This window comes from Geobacillus sp. B4113_201601, assembly GCF_001587475.1.
Lineage (GTDB): Bacteria > Bacillota > Bacilli > Bacillales > Anoxybacillaceae > Geobacillus > Geobacillus icigianus.
Genome location: NZ_LQYX01000121.1, coordinates 115,226 through 139,233, shown reverse-complemented (window position 1 = coordinate 139,233; position 24,008 = coordinate 115,226). Strand labels below are relative to the sequence as shown.

General features: G+C 53.5%; 21 protein-coding genes and 1 pseudogene. 3 read left to right on the top strand and 19 right to left on the bottom strand.

Annotated elements, in window-relative coordinates; genetic code table 11:
- Positions 1-156: 156 nt before the first annotated feature.
- Complete coding sequence (locus tag B4113_RS17175; RefSeq protein ID WP_153017177.1) at positions 157-450, bottom strand: contact-dependent growth inhibition system immunity protein; 294 nt, start codon at positions 448-450, stop codon at positions 157-159.
- A 195-nt stretch (positions 451-645) separates the two neighbouring features.
- Here B4113_RS17175 and B4113_RS19750 point away from each other — a divergent pair.
- The 3 genes and pseudogenes from B4113_RS19750 to B4113_RS17165 form a co-directional block, all read left to right on the top strand.
- Positions 646-1,071: pseudogene (locus B4113_RS19750) on the top strand (transposase); the annotation flags it as partial.
- Positions 1,072-1,219: 148 nt separating this feature from the next.
- Positions 1,220-1,408, top strand: a complete 189-nt coding sequence (locus B4113_RS19745; protein WP_231559889.1) for an integrase — start codon at positions 1,220-1,222, stop codon at positions 1,406-1,408.
- A 350-nt stretch (positions 1,409-1,758) separates the two neighbouring features.
- Positions 1,759-2,187, top strand: coding sequence for a DUF3888 domain-containing protein (locus B4113_RS17165; RefSeq protein WP_033022292.1), 429 nt, complete (start codon positions 1,759-1,761; stop codon positions 2,185-2,187).
- Between the two features lie 507 nt (positions 2,188-2,694).
- Here B4113_RS17165 and pyrE read toward each other — a convergent pair.
- From pyrE to B4113_RS17075, 18 genes are all read right to left on the bottom strand, one after another.
- Positions 2,695-3,318: an orotate phosphoribosyltransferase gene (gene pyrE, locus B4113_RS17160; RefSeq protein ID WP_033022290.1), complete on the bottom strand. Its 624-nt coding sequence runs from the start codon at positions 3,316-3,318 to the stop codon at positions 2,695-2,697.
- Positions 3,315-4,034 (bottom strand): orotidine-5'-phosphate decarboxylase, encoded by a 720-nt coding sequence (gene pyrF / locus B4113_RS17155; RefSeq protein ID WP_033022286.1) that lies wholly within the window; start codon positions 4,032-4,034, stop codon positions 3,315-3,317. The genes pyrE and pyrF overlap by 4 nt, the downstream gene beginning before the upstream one ends.
- Entirely contained in the window at positions 4,006-4,947 is a 942-nt protein-coding gene (locus B4113_RS17150; RefSeq protein ID WP_033022284.1) for a dihydroorotate dehydrogenase, read from the bottom strand. Before B4113_RS17150 ends, pyrF begins: the two co-directional genes overlap by 29 nt.
- The gene (locus tag B4113_RS17145) at positions 4,944-5,717 is read right to left on the bottom strand and encodes a dihydroorotate dehydrogenase electron transfer subunit (RefSeq protein WP_033022282.1); all 774 of its coding nucleotides are present in this window, start codon (positions 5,715-5,717) and stop codon (positions 4,944-4,946) included. The genes B4113_RS17150 and B4113_RS17145 overlap by 4 nt, the downstream gene beginning before the upstream one ends.
- Entirely contained in the window at positions 5,714-8,911 is a 3,198-nt protein-coding gene (gene carB, locus B4113_RS17140; protein WP_033022279.1) for a carbamoyl-phosphate synthase large subunit, read from the bottom strand. Before carB ends, B4113_RS17145 begins: the two co-directional genes overlap by 4 nt.
- Entirely contained in the window at positions 8,904-9,998 is a 1,095-nt protein-coding gene (locus B4113_RS17135; protein ID WP_033022276.1) for a carbamoyl phosphate synthase small subunit, read from the bottom strand. Before B4113_RS17135 ends, carB begins: the two co-directional genes overlap by 8 nt.
- Before the next feature lies 1 nt (position 9,999).
- Entirely contained in the window at positions 10,000-11,283 is a 1,284-nt protein-coding gene (locus B4113_RS17130) for a dihydroorotase (protein WP_033022273.1), read from the bottom strand.
- On the bottom strand, positions 11,246-12,172 hold the full coding sequence (locus B4113_RS17125; protein ID WP_033022270.1) for an aspartate carbamoyltransferase catalytic subunit: 927 nt from the start codon (positions 12,170-12,172) through the stop codon (positions 11,246-11,248). Before B4113_RS17125 ends, B4113_RS17130 begins: the two co-directional genes overlap by 38 nt.
- A 160-nt stretch (positions 12,173-12,332) precedes the next feature.
- Positions 12,333-13,631, bottom strand: a complete 1,299-nt coding sequence (locus B4113_RS17120; protein WP_033022268.1) for a solute carrier family 23 protein — start codon at positions 13,629-13,631, stop codon at positions 12,333-12,335.
- A gap of 156 nt (positions 13,632-13,787) precedes the next feature.
- On the bottom strand, positions 13,788-14,327 hold the full coding sequence (pyrR, locus tag B4113_RS17115) for a bifunctional pyr operon transcriptional regulator/uracil phosphoribosyltransferase PyrR (protein WP_031410515.1): 540 nt from the start codon (positions 14,325-14,327) through the stop codon (positions 13,788-13,790).
- Positions 14,328-14,596: 269 nt separating this feature from the next.
- Positions 14,597-15,511: an RluA family pseudouridine synthase gene (locus tag B4113_RS17110; RefSeq protein WP_033022263.1), complete on the bottom strand. Its 915-nt coding sequence runs from the start codon at positions 15,509-15,511 to the stop codon at positions 14,597-14,599.
- Positions 15,512-16,003: a signal peptidase II gene (gene lspA, locus B4113_RS17105; RefSeq protein WP_081897193.1), complete on the bottom strand. Its 492-nt coding sequence runs from the start codon at positions 16,001-16,003 to the stop codon at positions 15,512-15,514.
- A gap of 255 nt (positions 16,004-16,258) precedes the next feature.
- Positions 16,259-16,891: a hypothetical protein gene (locus B4113_RS17100; protein ID WP_033022258.1), complete on the bottom strand. Its 633-nt coding sequence runs from the start codon at positions 16,889-16,891 to the stop codon at positions 16,259-16,261.
- Positions 16,884-17,750 carry an ATP-binding cassette domain-containing protein gene (locus B4113_RS17095; protein ID WP_061912696.1) on the bottom strand — a complete coding sequence of 289 codons (867 nt, stop codon included), beginning with the start codon at positions 17,748-17,750 and terminating at the stop codon, positions 16,884-16,886. Before B4113_RS17095 ends, B4113_RS17100 begins: the two co-directional genes overlap by 8 nt.
- Entirely contained in the window at positions 17,734-19,752 is a 2,019-nt protein-coding gene (locus B4113_RS17090; protein WP_033022255.1) for an ABC transporter permease, read from the bottom strand. Before B4113_RS17090 ends, B4113_RS17095 begins: the two co-directional genes overlap by 17 nt.
- A 338-nt stretch (positions 19,753-20,090) precedes the next feature.
- Positions 20,091-20,714 (bottom strand): hypothetical protein, encoded by a 624-nt coding sequence (locus B4113_RS17085; protein ID WP_231559812.1) that lies wholly within the window; start codon positions 20,712-20,714, stop codon positions 20,091-20,093.
- Between the two features lie 32 nt (positions 20,715-20,746).
- Positions 20,747-21,616 (bottom strand): ABC transporter ATP-binding protein, encoded by an 870-nt coding sequence (locus B4113_RS17080; protein WP_033022250.1) that lies wholly within the window; start codon positions 21,614-21,616, stop codon positions 20,747-20,749.
- Complete coding sequence (locus B4113_RS17075) at positions 21,613-23,664, bottom strand: ABC transporter permease (protein WP_033843491.1); 2,052 nt, start codon at positions 23,662-23,664, stop codon at positions 21,613-21,615. The genes B4113_RS17080 and B4113_RS17075 overlap by 4 nt, the downstream gene beginning before the upstream one ends.
- Between the last annotated feature and the right edge of the window lie 344 nt (positions 23,665-24,008).

The following is a 24,008-nucleotide window of genomic DNA, read 5'->3' as shown; positions in this document are numbered from 1 at the left end:
AACGCATTCGATCGTCCAGCGGTGGGCGTAGTAACCATGAGGCATGAACCTCCTTGTGGGTAGTTGGTGGTACATCTATTCTAACCAAGGAATCGGGTTCATGTCTCCTTTTTTATTTCGTTGTAAATTTATGTTAGCGAATTTGCTCATCTACAGTTATTGAATTGCCTTTAAAACAGTATTAATAAATTCTGGACCATCTTCAAAATCTAAATATCTCATACTATATTCATTTACATATTTTTCGATTTCTCTCCACGTCTCTTTATCACCTTTTTGTAAAACATCCTGCAACATTTTTAATTCGCTTATTAATTGTTTTACCATTGATTTAGGTTCTCGCTCTTTGAAATCGGTTGCCAATCCCTCAAGGTCTGACCAGCTAACACTTTGATTAAAATACCCACTCATGAAATATTTGAGCATTTCTGGCTTTTTAAAATTATCCACCATAAATCACCCTTTCTCATTTTGTAATACCGTCAAGAATTTTGTGTAATGCAAGATAGGGTATCTCTGAAATAGATTTGGAATGGATTAGGGGACTATATACATGCTCATTAAAAAATTAACCTTCGTATAACTGGTGCCCACTCCGGTGATACTGCGCCTAAGGAAAAGCATGGGAAAGGAGCGGAATTCGGCATGAAACGTCTCAAAATCACCGACCATCACGGATGGACGCCCCGGAAACTCCGCAAGCAGGAACGGAAGATCAAAAACGCTCCTCTCCGCCAACGCGTGATGGCCGTCCGCCTAGTCATGGAAGGATCGTTGGGCAAAGAGGTTGCTTCCATGGTTCATGCGTGCCGCCAAACCGTTTCCCATTATGTGCCGCTGTTTAACGAAGGCGGGCTTGAACTCCTGCTTCATCGGGATGTTGCCCCTTTGCGGGAGCCGTTTCTCACTGAAAAACAGCAGAAAGAGATCAAACAACTCGTGTTGACCACGACCCCTGCGGAGCTGGACTGGGACATCGCTTCGGCGTGGAATACGAAGATCCTTCAATCCTATGTGCACCACCGTTATGGCATCTCCATTTCCCGCGAAGCCTTGCGAAAACTCTTGCATTGAAAAGGGCTTTCTTGGACCCGGCCGACCGACACGTTGGCGAAAGGAGCCCCGAACCGTCTCATCGTCTTGGTGCTGGATAACGCCCGAATTCATCATGCCAAAATGGTGAGAGCGTGTTTGCAGGAAGAAGGACCGTGTTCACTTCATTTCTCTTCCTCCGTATTCTCCGCAACGGAACCCGATCGAACGCTTGTGGAAATGGCGGAAAGACACCGTCATCGCCAATGTGCTTCACAACGATCGAAACGATATCACTCAAGCCATTGCCCGGTTGGTGGAATACATCCATGAACGCCCCGAGGAAGTGCTGCAACGCCTGAGGTGTGCAGCGTAATCGAGAAGTTAAGTTTTCAAGGTGCATCTATATAGTTGTAAATTTATGTTAGCGAATTTGCTCATCTACAGTATAGTAAAGACTTGAATATACTTCAGTGTATTTTTCAGACCCTACCAATGTGATTTCATGGTTTACCAAACTCCTGTAATTGAATGACAAGAGTCGAGCCCCAGAAATGCCATGTATGGTCGCCATTAGCAATAGCCACTCATCACTACCATTATATATAATTTGAACAAGCCCTCCACCCATAAAATAAACCATTTTAATCGGAAATTTCATGATTATTTTGACTGAATATCTGCAAAATATAGTTTGATCACGACAATAAAAGGAGGAATTCAAATATGAACAGGAAATTTATAGGAGTAATGTCCCTCTTTTTAATCATATTATTCGGAATGTATGGCGTCGGGACTAAAATTGTCGCCAAATCAAAAATTGATGAAACAGAGTCAACAACGGCATTAGTGGTTAATAAAAATGATTTAGAGGACCTTTCCATTTACTTCTTAACGCCTTATATAACCAAAGCAGTGCAGGATTATTATGGAAAACCATCTGGAATTCAGTGGTGGAAGCCTAAAATATTAGAGATTAAAAATTTAGAACCCGGGAGTCGTTATAAATTCTTACTCAAAATTCATGTAGAAACATTTAAAGGGGCTCACAACCCTCCTTACGGAATTGATATAATAACACTTGAAATCGATTTTGACAAAATTCGTATTATTGATTACAAGCACATCGAAGAGAAGATAAAAAAACAAACATAGGGTATTACCTCTTTTATTTTTCCTAAATAATGGGCTCACTAATCAGCGAGGAACAGCTGAGCTTATACAGCTACTTTCTCCTGCCCGAGTTCGACAGTGACTAGGCAAATAAATCGCCTCTCAGTCCTTGATGCAGAAGGGCTGAGAGGCGATGAGGTATACTTGTGGCGTGTATCTAGGAGCGAGGATGAATGTCTAGGATCTTCGGGGGAGGCTCTAGTCCTAGAGTCGCAAAGGTTTGCCCTTATTTAGAGGTCGGTTCTGTCCGCTGATAAAGGTCCCCGTATTTTGAAGAAACTGCAGATGAGCATTTTTCATTACAATAATTTCCATGCTCTAAGAGACAAACAGGGTACTTCCCATAGTCATCAAGTCATCGCTAGTTCGAATGACTTTGGCCGTTCGATCGCCATTTCCGTCATCATCGGAGGCGACGGAAGTCCCGTTCGCCAATAACACATGACAAAAGCGCGAACCATCCTTTGGTCCGCGCTTCTTTCTTCTCGTCTATTTCCCCCACTTTTCCGGATTTTCCCGCCATTGCCGCAATGTCGCTAGGTCGTGTTCGCTGACGGTGCCAAGGCGGACGGCCGTTTCGATGAGTGTGTCGTAGTCGGTGAGGGTGTAGGCAGGCACATTCGCTTCGGCAAACGCCTGCTTCGCTTTTTCGAGTCCGTACGTGAAGATGGCGGCGACGCCAAGCACCTCGCAGCCTGCGTCTTTCAAGGCGCGCACGGCCGTGAGCGAGCTGCCGCCGGTTGAGATTAAGTCTTCGATGACGACGACGCGTTGGCCCGGTTCGGCTTTGCCTTCGATTTGCTTCCCTTTTCCGTGCGCTTTCGCTTGGCTGCGGACGTAGCACATCGGCAAACTAAGCCGCTCGCTCACCCACGCGGCGTGCGGGATGCCGGCGGTCGCTGTGCCGGCGATGAGGTCCGCTTCAGGAAAATGGGTGCGGATGAGGTCAGCGAGACCGTCGGCGACTAGGCGGCGCACGTCCGAATAAGCGAGCGTCAGGCGGTTGTCGCAATAAATCGGCGCTTTTAAGCCCGATGACCAGGTGAACGGGTCGTTCGGCCGCAAAGCGACCGCTCCTATTTCAAGCAGTTGGGCGGCAATGTCGTATTTCATCCTCTCTCTCCTCCGTTCCATTCGTGCTGCAGGCGGGCGTACGCGGCAAGCGGGTCGGCGGCGCGGGTGATGCTGCGGCCGATGACGATGTAGTCAGAACCAAGCGCACGCGCTTCTCTTGGCGTGACGACGCGCACTTGGTCGTGCACTGCATCATCGGCAAAGCGAATGCCCGGGGTGACGGCGAGAAACGCGGCGCCGCACCGTTCCTTGATGAGCGGCGCTTCGTTCGCCGAGCAGACGACGCCGTCAAGGCCGCTTTCTTTCGCCAACGCCGCGTAATGGCTGACCGTGTCGGCAAGCGGGCGGGAAATGCAAAGCTCTTCATGAAGCATGCGCTCGTCCGTGCTTGTCAGCTGGGTGACGGCGATGCAGCGCGGTCGGGCGGCGCCGCTTGGCGTGCCGGCGTCAAGCCCTTCGAGCGCCGCTTCCATCATGCGCCGGCCGCCGGCGGCGTGGACGTTCACCAAATCAGCGCCGACACGGGCGAGCCCTTTCATCGCCTGTTTCACTGTATTCGGGATGTCGTGCAGTTTTAAGTCTAAAAAGACGGCGTGCCCTTGTTCTTTGAGGAACGCGACGATGGACGGCCCTTCCTGATAGTACAGCTCCATGCCGACTTTCACAAACAGCGGCGTGCCGGCAAACGGCCGTAAAAACGATTCAACGTCTTGTTTCGATGGAAAATCAAGGGCGACAATGAACGGCGTGTGCACAGATTTTCCAGCTCCTTCCTGTACATTCGGAGATCTGATCTATCCCCAGCTCGTCAAGCAGCGCCGGCAGTTCGTTGATGATCGTCGGGCAGACGAATGGATCGACGAAGTTGGCTGTTCCGACCGCGACCGCGCTCGCGCCGGCGTAGAAAAATTCGAGCACATCTTCCGCCGTTTGCACGCCGCCCATGCCGATGATCGGAATCGACACCGCTTGGCTCACTTCGTAAATCATGCGGATGGCGATCGGTTTGACCGCCGGGCCGGATAAGCCGCCGGTGCCGTTGGCCAAAATCGGCCGGCCGGTTTTCACGTCGATGCGCATGCCGACGAGCGTGTTGATCATCGTCAGGCCGTCAGCGCCCGCTTGTTCAATGGCTTTCGCCATCGCGACGATGTCCGTCACGTTAGGCGACAGCTTCACATACACCGGGACAGCCGACACTTCCTTGACAAGCCGCGTCAGCTCGGCGGCCACCTCCGGCACGGTGCCGAACGTGATGCCGCCTTTTTTCACGTTCGGGCAAGAAATGTTGAGCTCCAAGGCATGGACGTTCGGCGCTTTGGAAATCGCGGCGGCTACCTCGACGTATTCTTCCATCGTCGAACCGGCGATGTTGGCGATGATCGGCACGTCAAACTGTTCAAGCCATGGCAGTTCCTCCGTCAGCACCTTGTCAAGACCGGGGTTTTGCAGGCCGATGGCGTTTAACATCCCGCCCGGCGTTTCCGCCACCCTTGGCGTCGGGTTGCCAAAGCGCGGCTCTTTGGTCGTCGCTTTGATCATGATGGCGCCTAACACGCTTAAATCGTAAAACCGGGCGTACTCGCGGCCAAACCCGAAACAGCCGGACGCCGGCATGATCGGGTTTTTGAGCGAAAGCCCCGGCAGTTCGACCGCCAGCCGGTTCATAACACCACCTCCCCGGCCCGAAACACCGGACCGTCGCTGCATACTTTTTTATACGCCGTTTCGCTTCCCGGCACATGGCAGACGCAGGCGAAACACGCCCCGACGCCGCAGCCCATCCGCTCTTCCAACGACAAGTACACCGGCCGGCCGCGGAACCGTTCATCGAGCGCCTTTAGCATCGGCTTCGGGCCGCAGGCGTACAACACGTCAAACTCGAGCGCACGCGCTTCGATCACATCGGTGACGCGGCCCGCCGCCCCGTGCGACCCGTCATCGGTGGCGATATACGTCTCGCCGAACGCGGCAAATTTTTCTTCGTAAAAGACCGCCGCTTTCGTTTGGAACCCGAGCACGCTCACGACGTTCACGCCCCGGTTCGCCAGCTGTTTCGCCAGTTCATAGAGCGGCGGAACGCCGATGCCGCCGCCGACCAACAGCGCCCGGCCGCCCGCCGGCGCGGCTTCGAGCGGAAAGCCGTGGCCGAGCGGGCCGAGCACATCGACCGTGTCGCCCGGCTGTTTTTGCGCCAACAGCGCGGTGCCCTTCCCTTCCTGGCGGTAAATGATCGTGCATTGCCCCTGCTCGTGGTCGATTTGGCAAAGGCTGAGCGGGCGGCGCAAGAGCGGATCGGCCGATGCGGCCACTTTCACATGAACGAACTGGCCGGGCTGCTTCATCTCTTGCACGAGGCGGCCTGCCAGCGTCAGTTCATACGTGCGCTCGGCGATCAGCCGCTGGCTTGCGACCGTCATTTGTTCGCGGCCGATCATGACCGCACCAACCCTTCCGTCATCGCCGTTGTCGAGAACGTCATCGATTCGAGCACTTGCAACATCGCCCGTGCGGTATCGAGCGACGTCAAGCACGGAATGCCGTTTTCGACCGCTTCGCGGCGGATGCGGAAGCCGTCGCTTTCCGGCTGTTTCCCTTTCGTCAACGTGTTGATGACGACTTGCGCCTTCCCTTGGCGGATGACATCCAAAATGTTCGGCGACGCCGAATGGATTTTATTGACGACCGTCACCGGGATGCCGGCCGCTTTCAGCGTTTCCGCCGTGCCGTTCGTCGCCAGCAGCTGATAGCCGATGTCCGCAAAGCGGCGGGCCAGCTCGACCGCTTCTTCTTTGTCTTTGTCCGCGACCGTCAACAGCACCGCCCCGTGCGGCTGGATGTGGATGCCAGACGCGACAAGTCCTTTATAGAGCGCTTTTTCAAACGTCACATCCTTGCCGATCACTTCACCGGTCGATTTCATTTCCGGGCCGAGCGAAATGTCGACATTGCGCAATTTCGCAAACGAGAACACCGGCACTTTCACGTACACGCCTGGACGGACCGGGCGGACGCCGGTTTCATAGCCCATCTCGGCCAGCTTCGCCCCTAAAATGGCCTTGGTGGCGAGGTTGGCCATCGGCACGCCGGTGATTTTGCTTAAAAACGGCACGGTGCGGCTTGAACGCGGGTTTACTTCCAACACGTAGACATCGCTTCCCGAGACGACGAACTGGATGTTTAAGAGCCCGACGATGCGCAGCCCGCGCGCCAGCCGGATCGTGTCATCCGCGATCTGATCGATCACTTCGGCACTTAACGTTTGCGGCGGGTAGACGGCGATCGAGTCGCCGGAATGGACGCCGGCCCGTTCGATATGCTCCATAATGCCCGGGATGACGACCGTCTCGCCGTCGGAAATGGCGTCGACTTCGACTTCCTTGCCGGTGATGTAGCGGTCGACGAGCACCGGGTGCTGCGGGTTGACGCGCACGGCGTGCTCCATGTAATGGAGCAGCTCCTCACGATTGTACACAATCTCCATCGCCCGGCCGCCGAGCACGTACGACGGGCGGACGAGCACCGGATAGCCGATCTCTTCGGCGATGGCGACCGCTTCTTCGACCGAAACGGCCGTTTTGCCGGCCGGTTTGGGAATGCCGAGTTCGGAAAGCGCCTGTTCAAATTTGTCGCGGTCTTCGGCGCGGTCCAAATCCTCCAGCGTCGTCCCGAGCAAGCGGACGCCGCGCGCCTCGAGTTCGGCCGCCAAATTGATCGCCGTCTGGCCGCCAAACTGAACGATGACGCCGACCGGCTTCTCAAGGTCGATGACATGCATCACGTCTTCGGCCGTCAGCGGCTCGAAGTACAGTTTGTCCGACGTGCTGAAGTCGGTGGAGACTGTTTCCGGGTTGTTGTTGATGATGATCGCCTCATAGCCGGCCTGCTTAATGGCCCAGACGCAATGGACGGTGGCGTAGTCAAATTCGATCCCTTGGCCGATGCGGATCGGGCCCGAACCGAGCACGATGACGCTCGGTGTTTCCGTCACGATCGACTCGTTTTCTTCCTCATACGTGCTGTAGTAATACGGCGTTTCTGATGTGAACTCGGCCGCGCACGTATCGACCATTTTGTACACCGGCACGATGCCTTCTTGGCGGCGCAGCGCGTAAATGTCGCGCTCCGTTTTGTTCCATAATGCCGCCACGGCGGCGTCCGAGAAGCCGAGCGCTTTCGCCTTCCTCAGCGCGTCAAGGTCGCCCGGACGGTTTTTCAAGACCGTTTCCATCTCAATGATGGTTTCGATTTTATGCAAGAAAAAGCGATCGATTTGGCTCCATTCATGCAACGTGTCGACCGTCACCCCGCGGCGGAGCGCTTCGGCGATGTAAAAGAGCCGTTCATCGCCCGCCTTGCGGATCCGTTTCTCGATGACGTCGTCGGTGGCGGTGTCCGCCTCTTTTAATGCGAGATGGTGGACGCCGATCTCGAGCGAACGGACCGCTTTTAACAGCGATTCTTCAAACGTCCGGCCGATCGCCATCACTTCGCCGGTCGCCTTCATTTGCGTGCCAAGGCGGCGGTTCGCCGATTCGAATTTGTCAAACGGGAAGCGCGGAATTTTCGTCACGACATAATCAAGCGCCGGCTCAAAGCAGGCGTACGTTTTCCCAGTGACCGGGTTGATCATCTCATCGAGCGTCAGCCCGATAGCAATTTTCGCCGCCAGTTTCGCGATCGGGTATCCGGTCGCTTTGGAAGCGAGCGCCGACGAGCGGCTGACGCGCGGGTTCACTTCGATGACGTAATAGCGGAAGCTGTCCGGGTCGAGCGCCAGCTGGACATTGCAGCCGCCTTCGATGCCAAGGGCGCGGATGATGTTCAAGGACGCGTTGCGAAGCAGTTGGTATTCGCGGTCGCTTAACGTCTGGCTCGGGGCGACGACGATCGAGTCACCGGTATGGATGCCGACCGGGTCGATGTTTTCCATGTTGCAGACGACGATGGCGTTGTCGTTGGCATCGCGCATCACTTCATACTCGATTTCTTTGTAGCCGGCGATGCTCCGCTCAAGCAAGCATTGGTGCACCGGGCTCATTTTCAAACCGGTCGAAACGATGTCGATCAGTTCTTGTTCGTTCGTGCAAATGCCGCCGCCCGTGCCGCCGAGCGTAAACGCTGGGCGGACGATGACCGGATAGCCGATCTGTTCGACAAACGCATACGCCTCTTCCAGACTGTGAATAATGGCGCTCTCCGGCACCGGTTCACCAAGCTCGTTCATGAGGGCGCGGAACTGTTCACGGTCTTCCGCCTTTTCGATCGCCTCGAGTTTCGTGCCAAGAATTTCGACGCCGCACTCTTCAAGCACGCCGGCCTTGGCGAGCTCAACCGCCAAGTTGAGGCCCGTTTGGCCGCCGAGCGTCGGCAAAATCGCATCCGGCCGCTCTTTGCGGATGATGCGGGCGACAAACTCAAGCGTCAGCGGTTCCATATACACTTTATCGGCGATTTCCGTATCGGTCATGATCGTCGCCGGGTTCGAGTTGACGAGAATGACTTTATAGCCTTCTTCTTTCAAAGCGAGGCACGCTTGCGTCCCGGCATAGTCAAACTCGGCTGCCTGACCGATGACGATCGGGCCGGAGCCGATGACCAAAATCGTTTCGATGTCGCGGCGTTTAGGCATGGATGACTTCCCCTTTCTTGTTGAACTCGCGGATGAGCGCCAAAAACTCGTCAAACAGCGGATTGGCATCTTCCGGCCCCGGCGACGCTTCCGGGTGGTATTGCACCGTAAACGCCGGGAAATCGAGATGGCGCAGCCCTTCGACTGTGCCGTCGTTCAAGGCGACATGCGTCACTTCCAGGCGGGTGCCGGCGAGCGACTCATGCGTCACAGCGTAGCCGTGGTTTTGCGCTGTGATGGCGACTTTGCCGGTGCGCAAATCTTTCACCGGATGGTTCGAGCCGCGATGGCCGAATTTCAATTTTTCCGTATTCGCCCCGCACGCCAAGGCAAACAGCTGATGGCCGAGGCAAATGCCAAAGAGCGGCACTTTGCCCAAAATCCCGCGAATCATATCGATCGCTTCCGGCACGTCTTTCGGGTCGCCCGGGCCGTTCGAGAGCATCACCCCATCCGGATGCCAGCTTAATACTTCTTCGACGGTGGCGTTGTACGGCAAGACGATGACATCGCAATGGCGCTTGTTCAGCTCGCGCAAAATGCCGTGCTTCATTCCAAAATCGATCAAGACCACGCGCTCGCCGCGCCCCGGGCTCGGATAGGCGCTTTTCGTCGAGACGCGCCGCACTTGGTCGCGCGGCCACTCCATCGCCCGCAGGTGGGCCGCCGCTTCCGCCGGATGGACGTCCAAGCCGCAAATCATCCCTTTTAGCGTTCCGTACTGGCGAATGAGGCGCGTCAGTTTGCGCGTATCGATGCCGGCCAGCCCCGGGATGTCTTTTTCTTTTAAATAGTCATCAAGCGTCATTTCGCCGCGCCAGTTGGATGGCTTCACGCACGCCTCTTTCACGATGAATCCGTGCACGTACGGGCGAATCGCTTCAAAGTCATCGCGGTTGATGCCGTAGTTGCCGATCAACGGATACGTCATCGTCACGATTTGTCCGCAATACGACGGATCGGTCAAAATTTCTTGGTATCCGGTCATGCCGGTGTTAAACACGACTTCCCCGGTCGTGTCTTTCAAGCTGCCAAACGCTTCGCCAACGAAAAACGAACCATCTTCTAAAATTAGCTGCCGCTTCATGTCATGCCCTTCCTTTCTCCCATGCGATTGTTCCGCCGACCAACGTCATCACCGGCCAGCCTTGGCATGCCCAACCGGCAAACGGCGTATTGTTTCCTTTTGAAGCGAACGTCTCTGGATTGATCGTTTCTTCCGTTTCCAAATCAATGATCGTCAGATCGGCCGGCGCCCCGACTTCAAGCCGTCCGGCGTCAAGGCCAAAGCATTGCGCCGGCTTGATCGTCAGCCAATCGATGAGCTGTTTCAACGTAACGAGGCCCGTTTTGACCAAGTGCGTATATAAGAGCGGAAACGCCGTTTCCAATCCGACGATGCCAAACGGCGCCGCCTCGATCCCTTTTGCTTTTTCCGCCGCCGTATGCGGTGCGTGGTCGGTGGCGATCAAATCGATCGTCCCATCGAGCAGGCCCTCGATCAATGCCTCGCGGTCCGCGCGGCTGCGCAGCGGCGGATTCATTTTGTAATTCGCATCCAGCCCCGGAATGTCCTCATCGCACAAGAGGAGATGGTGCGGCGTCACTTCGGCGGTGACGCGGATGCCGGCCCGCTTCGCATCGCGGACGACGCGCACCGATTCTTTCGTGCTGATGTGGCAGACGTGATAATGGCATCCGGCTGCTTCAGCAAGCAGCACATCGCGGGCGATGTGCACCGCCTCGCAGACGGACGGGATGCCAGCAAGCCCATATCGGCGGGCAAAATCGCCTTCATGCACCGCGCCGCCGTTTTTCAATGTATCGTCTTCGCAGTGAGCGACGATCGCCATATCGAGCGCGGCCGCCCGTTTCATCGCTTCGAACATCATCCCAGCCGACTGGACGCCGACGCCGTCATCGGTAAAGGCGAACGCCCCCGCTTCTTTTAACGCCGCAAAATCGGTCAGCTCTTCCCCTTTTTGCCCGATCGTAATCGCCGCATACGGCAGCACATGGACGTGCGCCGTCTCGCGGATGCGGCGCGAAAGCCACTCCATCTGTTCTTTCCGATCCGGCACCGGATTCGTGTTCGGCATCGCCGCCACCGTCGTAAAGCCGCCTTTGGCCGCGGCGAGCGTGCCTGTTTCAATCGTTTCTTTCGCTTCGCCGCCCGGCTCGCGCAAATGGACGTGCACGTCAATCAACCCGGGGGCGATCAGCTTTCCTTGAACGTCCACCACGTTCCCTTCCCCGTCGACCGGCAGTTCCCGGCCGATGGCGGCGATGCGTCCGCCTTCGATTTTCACATCGGTTGGCACGAGCTTCCCTTCTTTATTGAACGACATGCCATGTTTCAACCATACGGCCATGTTCGATTCTCCCTTCTATCGCCCGTTTTAAGACCGCCATCCGCACGTAGACGCCGTTTTCCATTTGTTTAAAAATGCGTGACGATTTCGCTTCGACCAGCTCGCTCGCGATTTCGACCCCGCGGTTGACCGGCGCCGGATGCAAGATGATGGCGCCCGGCTTCATCCGCCGCGCCCGTTCGAGCGTCAGCCCGTACCGCACGTGGTACTCTTCCTTCGTCAGCCCCATGGCTTCGGCGTGGCGCTCGTGTTGAATGCGCAGCAGCATCACGACATCAGCGCGGACGATGGCCTCATCGATTTCCACGTATGTCCCGTACGGATTCGCATCGTCTTTCCATTCCGGCGGACCGGAAAACAACACGTTGGCGCCAAGTCTTGTCAATGCTTCTGCATTGGAGCGGGCGACGCGGCTATGGCGGATGTCGCCGATGATCGCCACCGTCAGCCCGGCAAACGTCCCGAACTCTTGGCGAATCGTGAGCAGATCGAGGAGCGATTGGGTCGGATGGTGCCCGCAGCCGTCGCCGGCGTTGATGATCGGGATGCCAACCGCATGACGGAGCGCTTCGAAATAGGCATCTTCGTGATGGCGGATGACAACGGCGTCAACACCGATCGCTTCCAGCGTTCTTACCGTGTCGTACAGCGTTTCCCCTTTTTGCACGCTCGAGCGTTCCGGGTCAAACGGAATGACGTGAAGCCCTAACTTTCGTTCCGCCATCTCGAAGCTGCATTTCGTGCGCGTGCTCGGCTCGAAAAACAAATTGGCGACATACATCGGCGCCGCCGGACGCCACCGGCGCCCGCGGCGGAACGATTCCGCTTCATCGAGCAAGCGGTTGATGTCGGCAAGCGGCAGTTCGCTTAACGTGAGCAGATGGGTCATCGGTTTCTCTCCCTTTTCGTTTTTGATAAAAAAACACCTTGCCAGCGAGGCAAGGTGTGATGATGGGCACCCGGTGGAGCCGAGGGCAGACTCCGGCCCGGTGCGCTTCGTTTCACACCTTTTTAAGCCTCACGGGACTTAATTAAAAGGTGCTGTTCGATTAAGCGACATGGTCGTTTTTTTCTTCTTCAAACATGTTTTCCACGGCTGACGGCCGCCCCGGCAGCACGAAATTGAGCAGGACGCCGGCAATCGCTGAAAGCGCCATTCCTGTGATTTGGAAGCTCTCGCTGATTTTGAGCACCGCGCCGCCGATGCCGATCACTAAGATGACCGAGGCGATGACTAAATTGCGCGTTTCACCGAAATCCACGCGGCTGTCGACCAACATGCGCAAGCCGGACGAGGCGATGATGCCAAACAGCAGGATCGAGACGCCGCCCATGACCGGCGTCGGAATCGAGCTGATCAGCGCCGTGATTTTGCCGACGAAGCCGAAAGCGATCGCGATGACCGCCGCGCCAGCCAGCACATAGACGCTGTACACCCTTGTGATGGCCAGCACGCCGATGTTTTCCCCGTACGTTGTTTTCGGCGGCCCGCCAAGCAAGGCGGAAATCATCGTCGCCGTGCCGTCGCCTAAAATCGAGCGATGCAACCCCGGCTTTTGGATGAGGTCGCGGCCGACGACTTTGCTTAGCACAAGCTGATGGCCGATGTGCTCCGACAAGGTGACGATCGCCACCGGCACCATGAGCATGACGATCTGCGCCGTGACGTGCACCGGATAGTCGACAAACGGGATGAGGAAATCCGGCCATTCAAACCATTTTGCCGCCGCCACTTTCGACAAGTCAACCAGTCCGACGGCGAGGGCGTAAACATAGCCGACGACAATGCCGACAAGCACCGGAATCAGGCTCAACATGCCGCGCGCCAGCACCGAGCAAATGATCGTGGCGGCAAGCGTCACCAATGCAACGGAAAAGTGGAGCAGACTGTATTTGCCGTCCGGGCCGTTCATCGCCATCCCGACCGCTGTGCCGGCTAAGCCGAGGCCGATGACGATGATGACCGGGCCGACGACAACGGGCGGCAACAGTTTCATCACCCAGCGGTAGCCCGCTTTTTTAATGATGAGAGCGACAATGCCGTACACCAATCCGGCGAGGAAGCTGCCAATCATCGCCGCCCCCGGGCCGCCGGACGTTTTCGCGGCGATGATCGGCGCGATGTAGGCGAACGATGAACCGAGATACGCCGGCACTTGCCATTTCGTGATAAGCAAAAACGCCAATGTCCCAAGCCCGCTCGTGAACAAGGCGATCGACGGATCCAACCCGACCAAATACGGCACCAAAATCGTCGCCCCGAACATCGCGAACAAGTGCTGCAAGCTTAATGTCACCCATTGCCCGACCGTCGGGCGCTCTTGAATATCCAACACCGGTTTGTTCATGTTCTTCGCTCCTTTCGCCTGATCAGCGAATGTATCTTCTCGTGTGCACAAAAAAACCTCTTTGGCCCGCGCAGGCACAAAGAGGGTGCAGAAACAGCCGAAACCATTCCGCCCCTTTGGCAGCCTCGCGGGACTGCGCTTAAAAGGGAGCTTGCGCTATTTTTCATGAATCGATACTTGATCGACGCCATCGACTTCGGACAGTTCGACGACAATCATTTCCGCGCTCGAGGTCGGGATGTTTTTGCCGACGAAATCGGCGCGGATCGGAAGTTCTCGATGCCCGCGGTCAACGAGCACGGCGAGCTGGATGCGCGCCGGGCGACCCAAGTCCATAATGGCATCCATTGCCGCCCGCACCGTCCGACCGGTAAACAGCACGTCATCAACCAAAATGACTTTTTGTTCGCTGACCGGAAACGGGACGTTCGTTCCTTTGACAAGCGGCTCATGGTCATCCGTTTTCACCGTCAAATCGTCGCGGTACAGCGTAATATCGAGTTCGCCGACCGGAATGGGCGCCCCTTCAATTTGCTCGATCCGCTCAGCTAGGCGGCGCGCCAAGTAAATGCCGCGCGTTTTGATGCCGACCAGCACACAGCCGTCAATGCCTTTGTTCCGTTCGATGATTTCATGGGCGATGCGCGTCAACGCGCGGCGAATCGCCTGTTCATCCATTACGACCGCCTTTTGCATTCCGTCCACCTCCTCCAACCGGGCCTGCCGCTCTCATGCATCGGCGCCAGCCCTCGGCTTCGTCCAATGGTCGATGACGTTTTGCTTGCGTTTGCCTGTTTGCACAAAAAAATCCCCCGCCTGCGAAGCGGGGGTGCGGCCCATCCTGTTTCAAAAAACGGGCATACGCTGCCTATCTCTTGTTGATCCGACCCCTTCTCAGCCTCACAGGACTGAACTTAAAGGTTCCTGTTCACCTGTTCTCATTGTAAAGGGAGCGTGTTCGTTTGTCAATCGTTTTTTCGCAGCCATTCGAGCAGCTCGGCAAACTCCGGCGGCAACGGCGCTTCAAATTCCAAATAGTCGCCGCTGCGCGGGTGATGGAAGCCAAGCACCCCGGCATGAAGCGCCTGGCCGTCGATCGGGAGCGTCTTTTTCGGCCCGTATTGCGGGTCGCCGGCGAGCGGGTAGCCGATATATTTCATATGGACGCGAATTTGATGCGTCCGTCCCGTTTCCAGCTGGCATTCGACATACGTATACTGGCGAAACCGCTCGAGCACGCGGAAATGGGTGACGGCTTCTTTGCCGTTTTCTTCGGTGACCGCCATTTTTTTTCGGTCGCGTTTGTCGCGGCCGATAGGAGCGTCGATCGTGCCGTAATCGTGCGGAATGACGCCATGGACGATCGCCTTGTAGCGGCGCGTCACCGTTTTGTTGACGAGCTGCTCAACAAGCGAGCGATGGGCGGCATCATTTTTCGCCACCATCAACAGCCCCGATGTATCTTTGTCAATCCGGTGGACGATGCCGGGGCGCAGCACGCCGTTGATGCCGGATAGGTCGCGGCAATGGGCGAGCAAAGCGTTCACGAGCGTGCCGCGCATATGCCCGGGCGCCGGGTGGACGACCATGCCGCGCGGTTTGTTGACGACAAGGACATCCTCGTCCTCGTAATAAATGTCGAGCGGAATCGGCTCCGGTTCCACATGAATCGGCTCCGGTTCGGGCGGCGAGATGGCGACCGAGTCACCCGCTTCACATTTGTAATTCGCCTTCACCGTGCGGCCGTTGACCGTCACGAGCCCGTTTTTGATCCATTGCTGCACTTGCGAACGCGACCATTCATCATTCAGCGCCGCGATCACTTTATCGATCCGCTCACCGTCATATTCGTCTTCGATGTGAAACGTGATCGTGTCCATCTACTCATTCCCTTTCTCTGGTGTCGCGAAAAAAAATAGATGAATAAACAGCAAGATGACGCCAACCGTCAGCGCCGAGTCGGCGATATTGAACACCGGAAAGCTGTACGTGCCGATGTGCGTATGAATAAAGTCGACCACTTCTTTCCGGAATACGCGGTCGATAAAATTGCCGATCGCCCCGCCGAGCATCAGCCCAAGCCCCACGCCGGCTAGGCGCTCGGAAGGCTTCAGGCGGCGGATGTAAATCACGATCGCCGCCACGACGATCACCGTAATCAAATAAAAGAGCCAAAACTGCCCTTCCAGCATGCCCCATGCCGCTCCGCGATTGCGGTGCGACGTAATGTAGAGCACGTTGTCGATGATCGGGATGCTTTCCCCAAGTCGCATAGAGCGGACGACAAGCCATTTCGTCCATTGATCGAGGATGATGACCGCCGCCGCAAGCCAATAGTATGCCACCGTGCCAAATCCCCCTGTCCTTCTCATTCATCCTTTTTGCATTGTAGCATAATTCGCCATGGCAAACAAATGAAGCGGCAAAAAGGAGTCAGTCAAGACTTTATAGAGAGCTTTTTTCGATTTACGGCGGCCATCTCAATTAGCCATGATAAGGAGAAGCGACTTCTCACTTCCTGACCATGGAAGCGACAAGAGGAGTGTGCGGCCGGGTGCACTAAACGAACCGACATCGTTCCATAGAAGCTCCTCATCCCCACATTCAGCCGATGGCTTCCAATTCGTTTACCAAAACTCCCGTCCAATCAAAATGGCGGCGATCACGATGCCCACCCCCAGCCACATCATGGGGAGAAGGAGAGACAATGAGTCGACCGGCGCTTGAAACAAAAACAGATGTGGCCACGGCATGAATGTTCCCTGCGTTGCGACTTCCATAAAGGTATAGACCGCGATGACCGATAAGGCGATATCTAGGCTGCCAAAGACGCCTAACAAGGCAAGCCCAATCAACTGGTAAAACGAAAACAGCAGAAACAGGTGCACCAACACGGGTGCGGTGAGAAACATCGTTCCATGAATCCATATGACCGCCGCGACAAGAAGAACGATGCATCCCCCGTGCAAAACAGCATAGCGAACCAAGTCGAAGACGACCGTTTTTCGGTAATGCCATAACAGCGCTTCTTTCGCCCCTTCGTCGTACAAATGGCGGTACAAAAAGACGAGATGCCATCCGGCGATCGGCACGGCGATGCCTTGGATGACGGTGTACGGCAAAAACGGTTCGTCGGAGCGGGCGGACAAGATCCCCATCAACCCGACGCACAGCCCGTAGACGAGAAACGGAAACCAGTACAATCGGCCGAGCAAGCGGCGGTCGAAGGAAAAATGATGGGCGATCGTCTTTTTATCCATGCGCTTCCGCCTCTTTCAATAACGCCAAATATCCGTCCATCAGCCGCGGGGCGACAGGCCGACCGATCGGCTCTTCGGACAAGACGCGCACGACGACGTGGGAAGGCTCTTCGCTCATTTGCACGACTTCGTTGGTGGCCATGACCGAGTCAAGCTCCGCAAATGGCACGTCCAACTCATACGTATAAGGAGCGGCTTTTTGCTTGAGCTCGTCCGGGCTGCCTTCAAACAGCACCGTGCCGCGGTCCAAAACTCCGATTTTGGTGCACAGAAATTCAATGTCCTCGACAAGATGCGAAGAGATGACGATCGTATGGTCATAGCCCAGCCGCTTCAACAAATTGCGAAACCGCACGCGCTCGCGGATGTCAAGCCCGGCCGTCGGCTCGTCAAACAGCAGGATGGACGGTTCCCGAAGCAACAGCATGGCGATGCCCACTCGCCGCCGCATGCCGCCGGACAGCTCGCGCATTTTTTTGTTGATGTGCGAAGACAAGTTGACTTGTTCGATGACCTTCTCGATTTTAGGTCGGCAGGCGACGGGATGTTCACCTTGCAAGACAGCGAGATGCTCAAGCACTTCATACATCGTCAGCTCCGGGTACATCATAAACTCTTGCGGCAAATAGCCGATCTCGTTCACCCGCTTCACCCTCGTGCCGGTGCTGATCGGCTCGTCTCCGAGCGACACCCGTCCGGCATTGAACTCCAACAGGCCGGCCACAATGCGCATCAACGTCGTCTTGCCGGCGCCGTTTGGTCCCAGCAAGCCGTACACGCCGGAGAGGGTGAGGGAGACATCCGATAAAATCGCCTTTTTTTTCACGATTTTCGTCAATCCTTCAATGACGACCGCCAACGCCTTTCACCTCCTGCATTATCTCGATGACGCGATCCCATGTCCAAGCATCGTCCATGTTCTCATACCATGTCCGTAATAATTGCTGTTTTTGGTCTACGTCAAGCGACTGAAACTCGCTATACACTGATTCAATCTGCTTCTGCACGGATTGAGGTTGCGACTCGAACCACTCACTTTTGGAGCTCCAGTCGATCACCGGCAGGTCATTTTTTTGCATCAACCAGCGGGTGGCCAGCGAAATCCACTCGTTGTACATGATCCGCGATCCTTTCGGCGGTACGGAAAGCCGAAGTATTTTTTCGTAAAAATTTTGTTCCATAATATATTGATCGATCCCATATAAGTCATCTGTGTTATATACAAGATGATCGTGTGCGAGAAACGAGGACAGTCCGAAACTAGAGAAGACAATCTTGTTCGGCAACGATGAAACCGCCGTTGATGCGATTTGTTGTACATGACGGAATGTTTTTTCCATCTGGCGGATGACCGTCGGCGCCCGTTCCGCCATGTGCGGCCAATCGGCCGGGTAGATGATCTCATATCCTTGATCGACGAGTTGATGCCCTTGCCCTTTGATCAAGGTGACCGCTTGCGCCTTCCCTCGGTAAACCGTCCCCCGCTTTGGCACATTGCAAAACAGCACATCGCCGTCTACGTTTAAGGTAAACGTATATGTTTCGTCCGGAAAGAATTGATCGGTGAACGCCCCATCCCAAACTGTCATCCCCGCCATCCGATATTCATAAGTCCGATACATGTGCGAAGCCCTCCTTTTCGGATACCACGCTCGATCCGCCAACAGGACGATGCGGCCGTTGGTGTACGGGATGAGCGCCGTATCGACGATCTCATACGAAAACGTGAGCGTCGAGGTGCGTTTCGGCAGCCACACGGTCACGAGATCGCCGTTTCTTGTAAACTTGACGGGCTGATGGTCCGCTTCAATCGAGTGGAGCGGATACAAATGGTACAGTTGAAACGTGGGCCGGTTCGTTTCCAACTGGGACAAGGCCACGCGCACGACCGCACGCGATCCATGCAAGGAAAGGTCATACGACTGGATACGGTAGCGCAAATCGGCGTTCGTCTCTTGTTTCATCTGGCGGTATTCCTCGAGTTCGGTCGTCTGATCGGCCCGAGTGAACGCCTTGGTGTTCGTTTGCAAGGAATGGTAGGCAGTTAGGACGATCAGAAACGGGAAGACGAGAAATGCTTTCAAGACGGCGTTTCGCTCCTTTCTCGTCTGCGTAAAGCGGATCGACGACAACAACGCCAACCCGACAAGGGAAAGAAACCATGCGGCCCATTTCCATTCCCCGCCGCGGTCGACCTCAAACCCGATGTAGGAATCATATGCTCGTTGAATCGCGTGTTTTCCGATAAACAGCAACGACGCCCAGTCGCGGGCATGAACAGTTTTGGATAGATCGATGAACAGCTCCGTCGTCATCGGTCCGGTCAGGATCCACACAAGCAAAATAGCGAAAAAACTGACCTTTTTCGTTTCCAACAGCAGTGCGATGATGACGCCGTACAGGACGGTGAGCACGAGCGGTCCAAACTGATAGACGGCGAGAAACCGAAGCAACGACAAATACAGATCCGAAGGCTCCACCCCAACGAAGAGATACACGATTGAAAAAACGCCGCAGCTCATCATCAGCATGATCCCTTGGTACAGCGCATGAACCGCAAGCAAGGCGCTCATTTTCTCCAGCAAAATTCGGTAGCCATCGGCGAACCATGACGAAACGCCGTAACGAAGTTCGTTGGAATAGAGAAGGTAGAACCACACGATGTAAAAGAGCGAAACGATTTGAACAAGCATGAACACTTCATGAGGGATATCCCCATAACTCTCCATATTGTACGGATCGGTAAAAAATAGTGTAAACCGTACGGCCAGCAAAAGAAAAAACGAGAAACTAGCACCAATGTATAACTTGCTTTTCAACAATCGTTTCCAATAAAAAACAAACAGCCATTTCCATCTCATCGCCGATCAACCGCTTTCTTTCCAAGAAGTTGACAAAAGAAGAATGCGGTCAGGGACCGCTTTATTTTTTACGCGTATCCCTGACTCCTTTATCATCCGGATTCGGCATCGTTATTTGACCGTAATGGTCACGTATCCGCTTGAACCAACCGTTTGGCCCACAATTTGGCCATAATATTTATCGCCTTTTCGTTGTGTAAAATTGCGCGTTTCTTCTTGCCTAGGATTGAGCCAGTTGGTGGAGGCGACGACGCTATCGGGCCACCAATTAATCGATTTGTAAGCATAGCCTCTCGCTTTTAGGGGAGAAGAGGTTATTTGCGGCCAAACGTTAGCCTTTATTGGGGTTTCCGATCTCCCTTACTGATCCATACAATGGTGATGAATGCTGCTAGAAAGATGGACAGCGTTAGCATGATGAATTTGCTGATGAGCATCGGTTCCCAAACCGGTGGTTCGAACAAAAAGATATGCGGCCAAGGCATGAACGTTCCTAATGTGGCCACTTCAAGCACCGTATAAAGAAAAATGATTGTCAATGCGATATTCGTGTTTTTTGTAAGAACAAGGGAGGCAGTGCTGAAAAATAGGTAAAAGAAAGTCAATAGAATGAAATGAATGAGATTCAAAAAAGACAAAGAAGTAATGCCATATCTCCACATGAATGCCCCGCTTAGCATGGCGACCCCTAACAAATGGATGAAAGAATAACGTACGATATCAATCCCAAACCATTGCCTATAATAAGGGATAAGCGTCTCTTGCGCCCCGTCTTCATACAGTTCACCGAATCGATAAATCAAGTGCCAGCCGGAAAACGGGATGAACAGCCCTTGGATGATTATCACATTGTCGTAAATACTTGACGGTTTGCGGGCGACAAGCAAAATAAGCAACAGTGATAGGATGAACATCACTGGTGGAACAAAACAGGCTCCGCCCATTGTTTTTCGGTCAAACACAAAAGCGGCTCTTATCCATTCGATGTAAGCTCTCATCTTGATCCCCCTCTTCTGACAACAGCCAAATAGCCATCGATCAATCGTGGTTTGACCCGTCTCCCCCCTGTTTCCTCATTTTGCGAGAACACTCGTGCGTGAATACCATCTTCTTCTTCGAGAAGCTGTACCACTTCTCTCGCTGCGATCAAGTCATCCAATTCTTCGGGATGTATGCAATATTCCCACACGAAGCCTTCTGCGCAGGACTTCAGCTCAGACGGCGTGCCTTCAAACAACACTTGCCCTTGTTTTAAAATTCCGATTTTGGTGCATAAAAACTCAATATCTTCCACAATATGGGAAGAAATAACAATCGTATGTTCGGAACCAAGCTGTTTGAGCAGATGGCGAAACCGGATTCGTTCTTCAATATCTAAGCCGGCGGTCGGCTCATCAAACAGCAAGATGGATGGCTTTCGCGTCAATAAATGAGCAATTCCCACTCGTCGCCGCATTCCGCCGGACAGCTCAGACATCTTTTTTGTCTCGTGTCCGTTCAAGTTCACTTTTTGAATGGCTTCAGCAACGGCTGCGTGCCGTTTGTGTTTGTCCATCATTCCTTGCAATAAGGCGAGATGGTCAAGCGCTTCTTCGACCGTAATGTTAGGATAGACCATGAAATCTTGCGGCAAATAACCGATCCGTTCAGGGGCTTTCACATATTTTCCTTTGGTACAGCTTTGTCCATCAATCGCCACCTGTCCATCATTCATGGGTGTCAAGCCAGCCAAGATTTTCATCAATGTTGTCTTGCCAGCTCCGTTCGGTCCAACTAACCCGTAAATCCCTTCCATACAAAGCGATACATTGGATAAAATGATTTGTTTTTTGATTCGTTTTGTGACGCTGGATATATGGATCATGTCTGTCCCTCCCGAACCATGCGGATAAGTTGGATGGTTTTCTCCCAGCTATCGTCTGCTCCTTCCTTGATTTGTTTATACCATAAAGCCAAAAATTTTTGTTTTTTCCTATCCGATAAGCGTTCATATTCCCCAAACAGCTGCCTGAGCTCTTCCTCCGTTTTCCCATCAGGAGAGTCCACTGACAAAGCTACATCAAACGTCAAATCTCCTCCGGAATAGGGAAGGGCCAATTGTTGCTGGAACCATCTTGTCAGCAATGCTTGAAACACTTCTTTTTGTCTCGATGAATGCGTTTCCTTCCAAAGAAGTCCTTCCGTTAAAATTTCCGGCAAATACATCAATGTTCCTTCTTGGGAGTGAAGGGAATATGGCGTATCAATTTGAAGAAGCAAATGATCGCTTCTATATACGCTCCGTTGTTCACCATGGGGAGCGAGCAACACGATATTTGTCGGCAACTTTACCCCTTTTAAGCCGAACATCTGAACGGTGTCGTGGTGAATGCGTCGCACGTGACGTTCAAAGACGGACCAATCCTGCTCAAGATTGGACCAATCGGCGGGGTACACGATCTGCCATGGTCCGATCCTTTCTTTCAAAAACATTCCCGCTATAGCTGTAATGCCGCTGGACACAACTCCTTCGTACATTCCGTCGCTCCGGAGCGGCAAATTCGTATAAAACGGCACCGTTCCATGAAATGACAACGTATAGTGGATCGGATGGCTCGGTTGCATCGATACAGGCGCCGGACTGGAATGAACGTTCACAAAGGCAAACGGTGCATGGTCGGCTTTTGTCGGCAACCAGCTGAAGTCGCTCGGCAAAAACAAATAGCGCGGTGAAACGGGAATTTGTGCCGAATCGTTCATTTGATACTCAAATGTCCATTCATCGGTCAAGCGATTTGATGATCGTTTGACCGTGATGACATCCCCTTGTTGAATAAACGGCAACTGTTTTCCGGTTTGATCAGTGATTTGTTTCAGAGAAAAATGATGGTAAAGCACAAACGACAGTGTGTTGCCCTGAATTTGTCGCAAGGTCGCTTTCACTTTGGCATGTACACTATTTTTGGCCTCCAGCTGAATGTCGTACCGTTCAATCGAATAGCGCAATGTGCTCGGTGAAATGGTTGGGTTATGAGTTCGATAGAAATCGTTTTCTTGATCCAAATCAGCATAACTAAACACCAGTTTGCTTCCTGTGCAAATATGCGGAAACACCCAAGCATCACCCGCCAAAAGCAAAGTAACGCCTATGATAATGGCCGCTTTCTCCTTTGTAGTGCGGGCTGTTTTCCAAAGAATGGCCCATACCGCCATCATCGAGGTTAGAATCCAAAACAATAGTTTCATATACGTCGGAAGGCTGACGTTGTATCCAATAACATCACGAAATACATCGTCCATATTCAACGGACCGATGTAGAACAAACTACGGACGTCGGAAAAGGGGAGGCGCTGGAAATAACGAGAAAACAATTGGGTATTCACCGGGCCGATTGCCAGCCAAATGATCACCATCCAAGCAAAGCTTAATCGGCTTTTCCCGAACAATAGAGCAGTGAAAATACCAAGAAAAAAGGCAAATACGAGTGGCAATAACCAATATGCGACGATATACGATATCGTTTCGGTATACAACGAAGAAAAGGGAAGGCTCCATGTCCGATAAAACTGCCATACGAGTACAACTTGCAGACTAGTGAAGAATGCAAGAAACAACAGGTGATTGGCCAACAAGGCTGCGATTTTCAACGCTGTGATACGCAATGAACCGGCAAATAAAAGATTGGCGCCAAATCGATATTCATCAGAGAACAACTTGTAAAAAAACACCATAAACAGCAGCATGGCCGCTTGAACGATTAGCGTCATTTCCCCGACAAAATTTCCATAATCCGTCTTACCAAACGAATCGTACTGGCGAATGAGAAAACGCATCATCAACATGATGAACCAAAAAGTGTATGTTCCCACATAGAGAATGCTTTTTCCCATATGTTTGGCATAAAACCATGATAGGCGAGCAAACAAAGTCATAAGCTGTCACTCCATTTTCGAGCATGGTCGTATCGATGAACGATAAAAGGGAGCAAGCGAATGTCGGCGAACCGTTTTGACCATTCGCTTGCTTGTTAAATGAAGAGTCTAATTTTAATTCACAGTTACTTTTGCTTCACCATAAATAGAGGTCGTGTTGGCTTGTGTATATGCTTCAGCATAGTAGAAAGCCCCATTTTCAGCTGTAAAAGATTTTTTACTGTTTGTGATGGATAGGCTATTGCCGAAGCAACTATTGAATCAGGCCACCAGTTGATTTGTTTTTTAGCATATCCTTGTACATAAAATGCAGGACCTGATGAAGAGACTGCTAATGTTCCAGA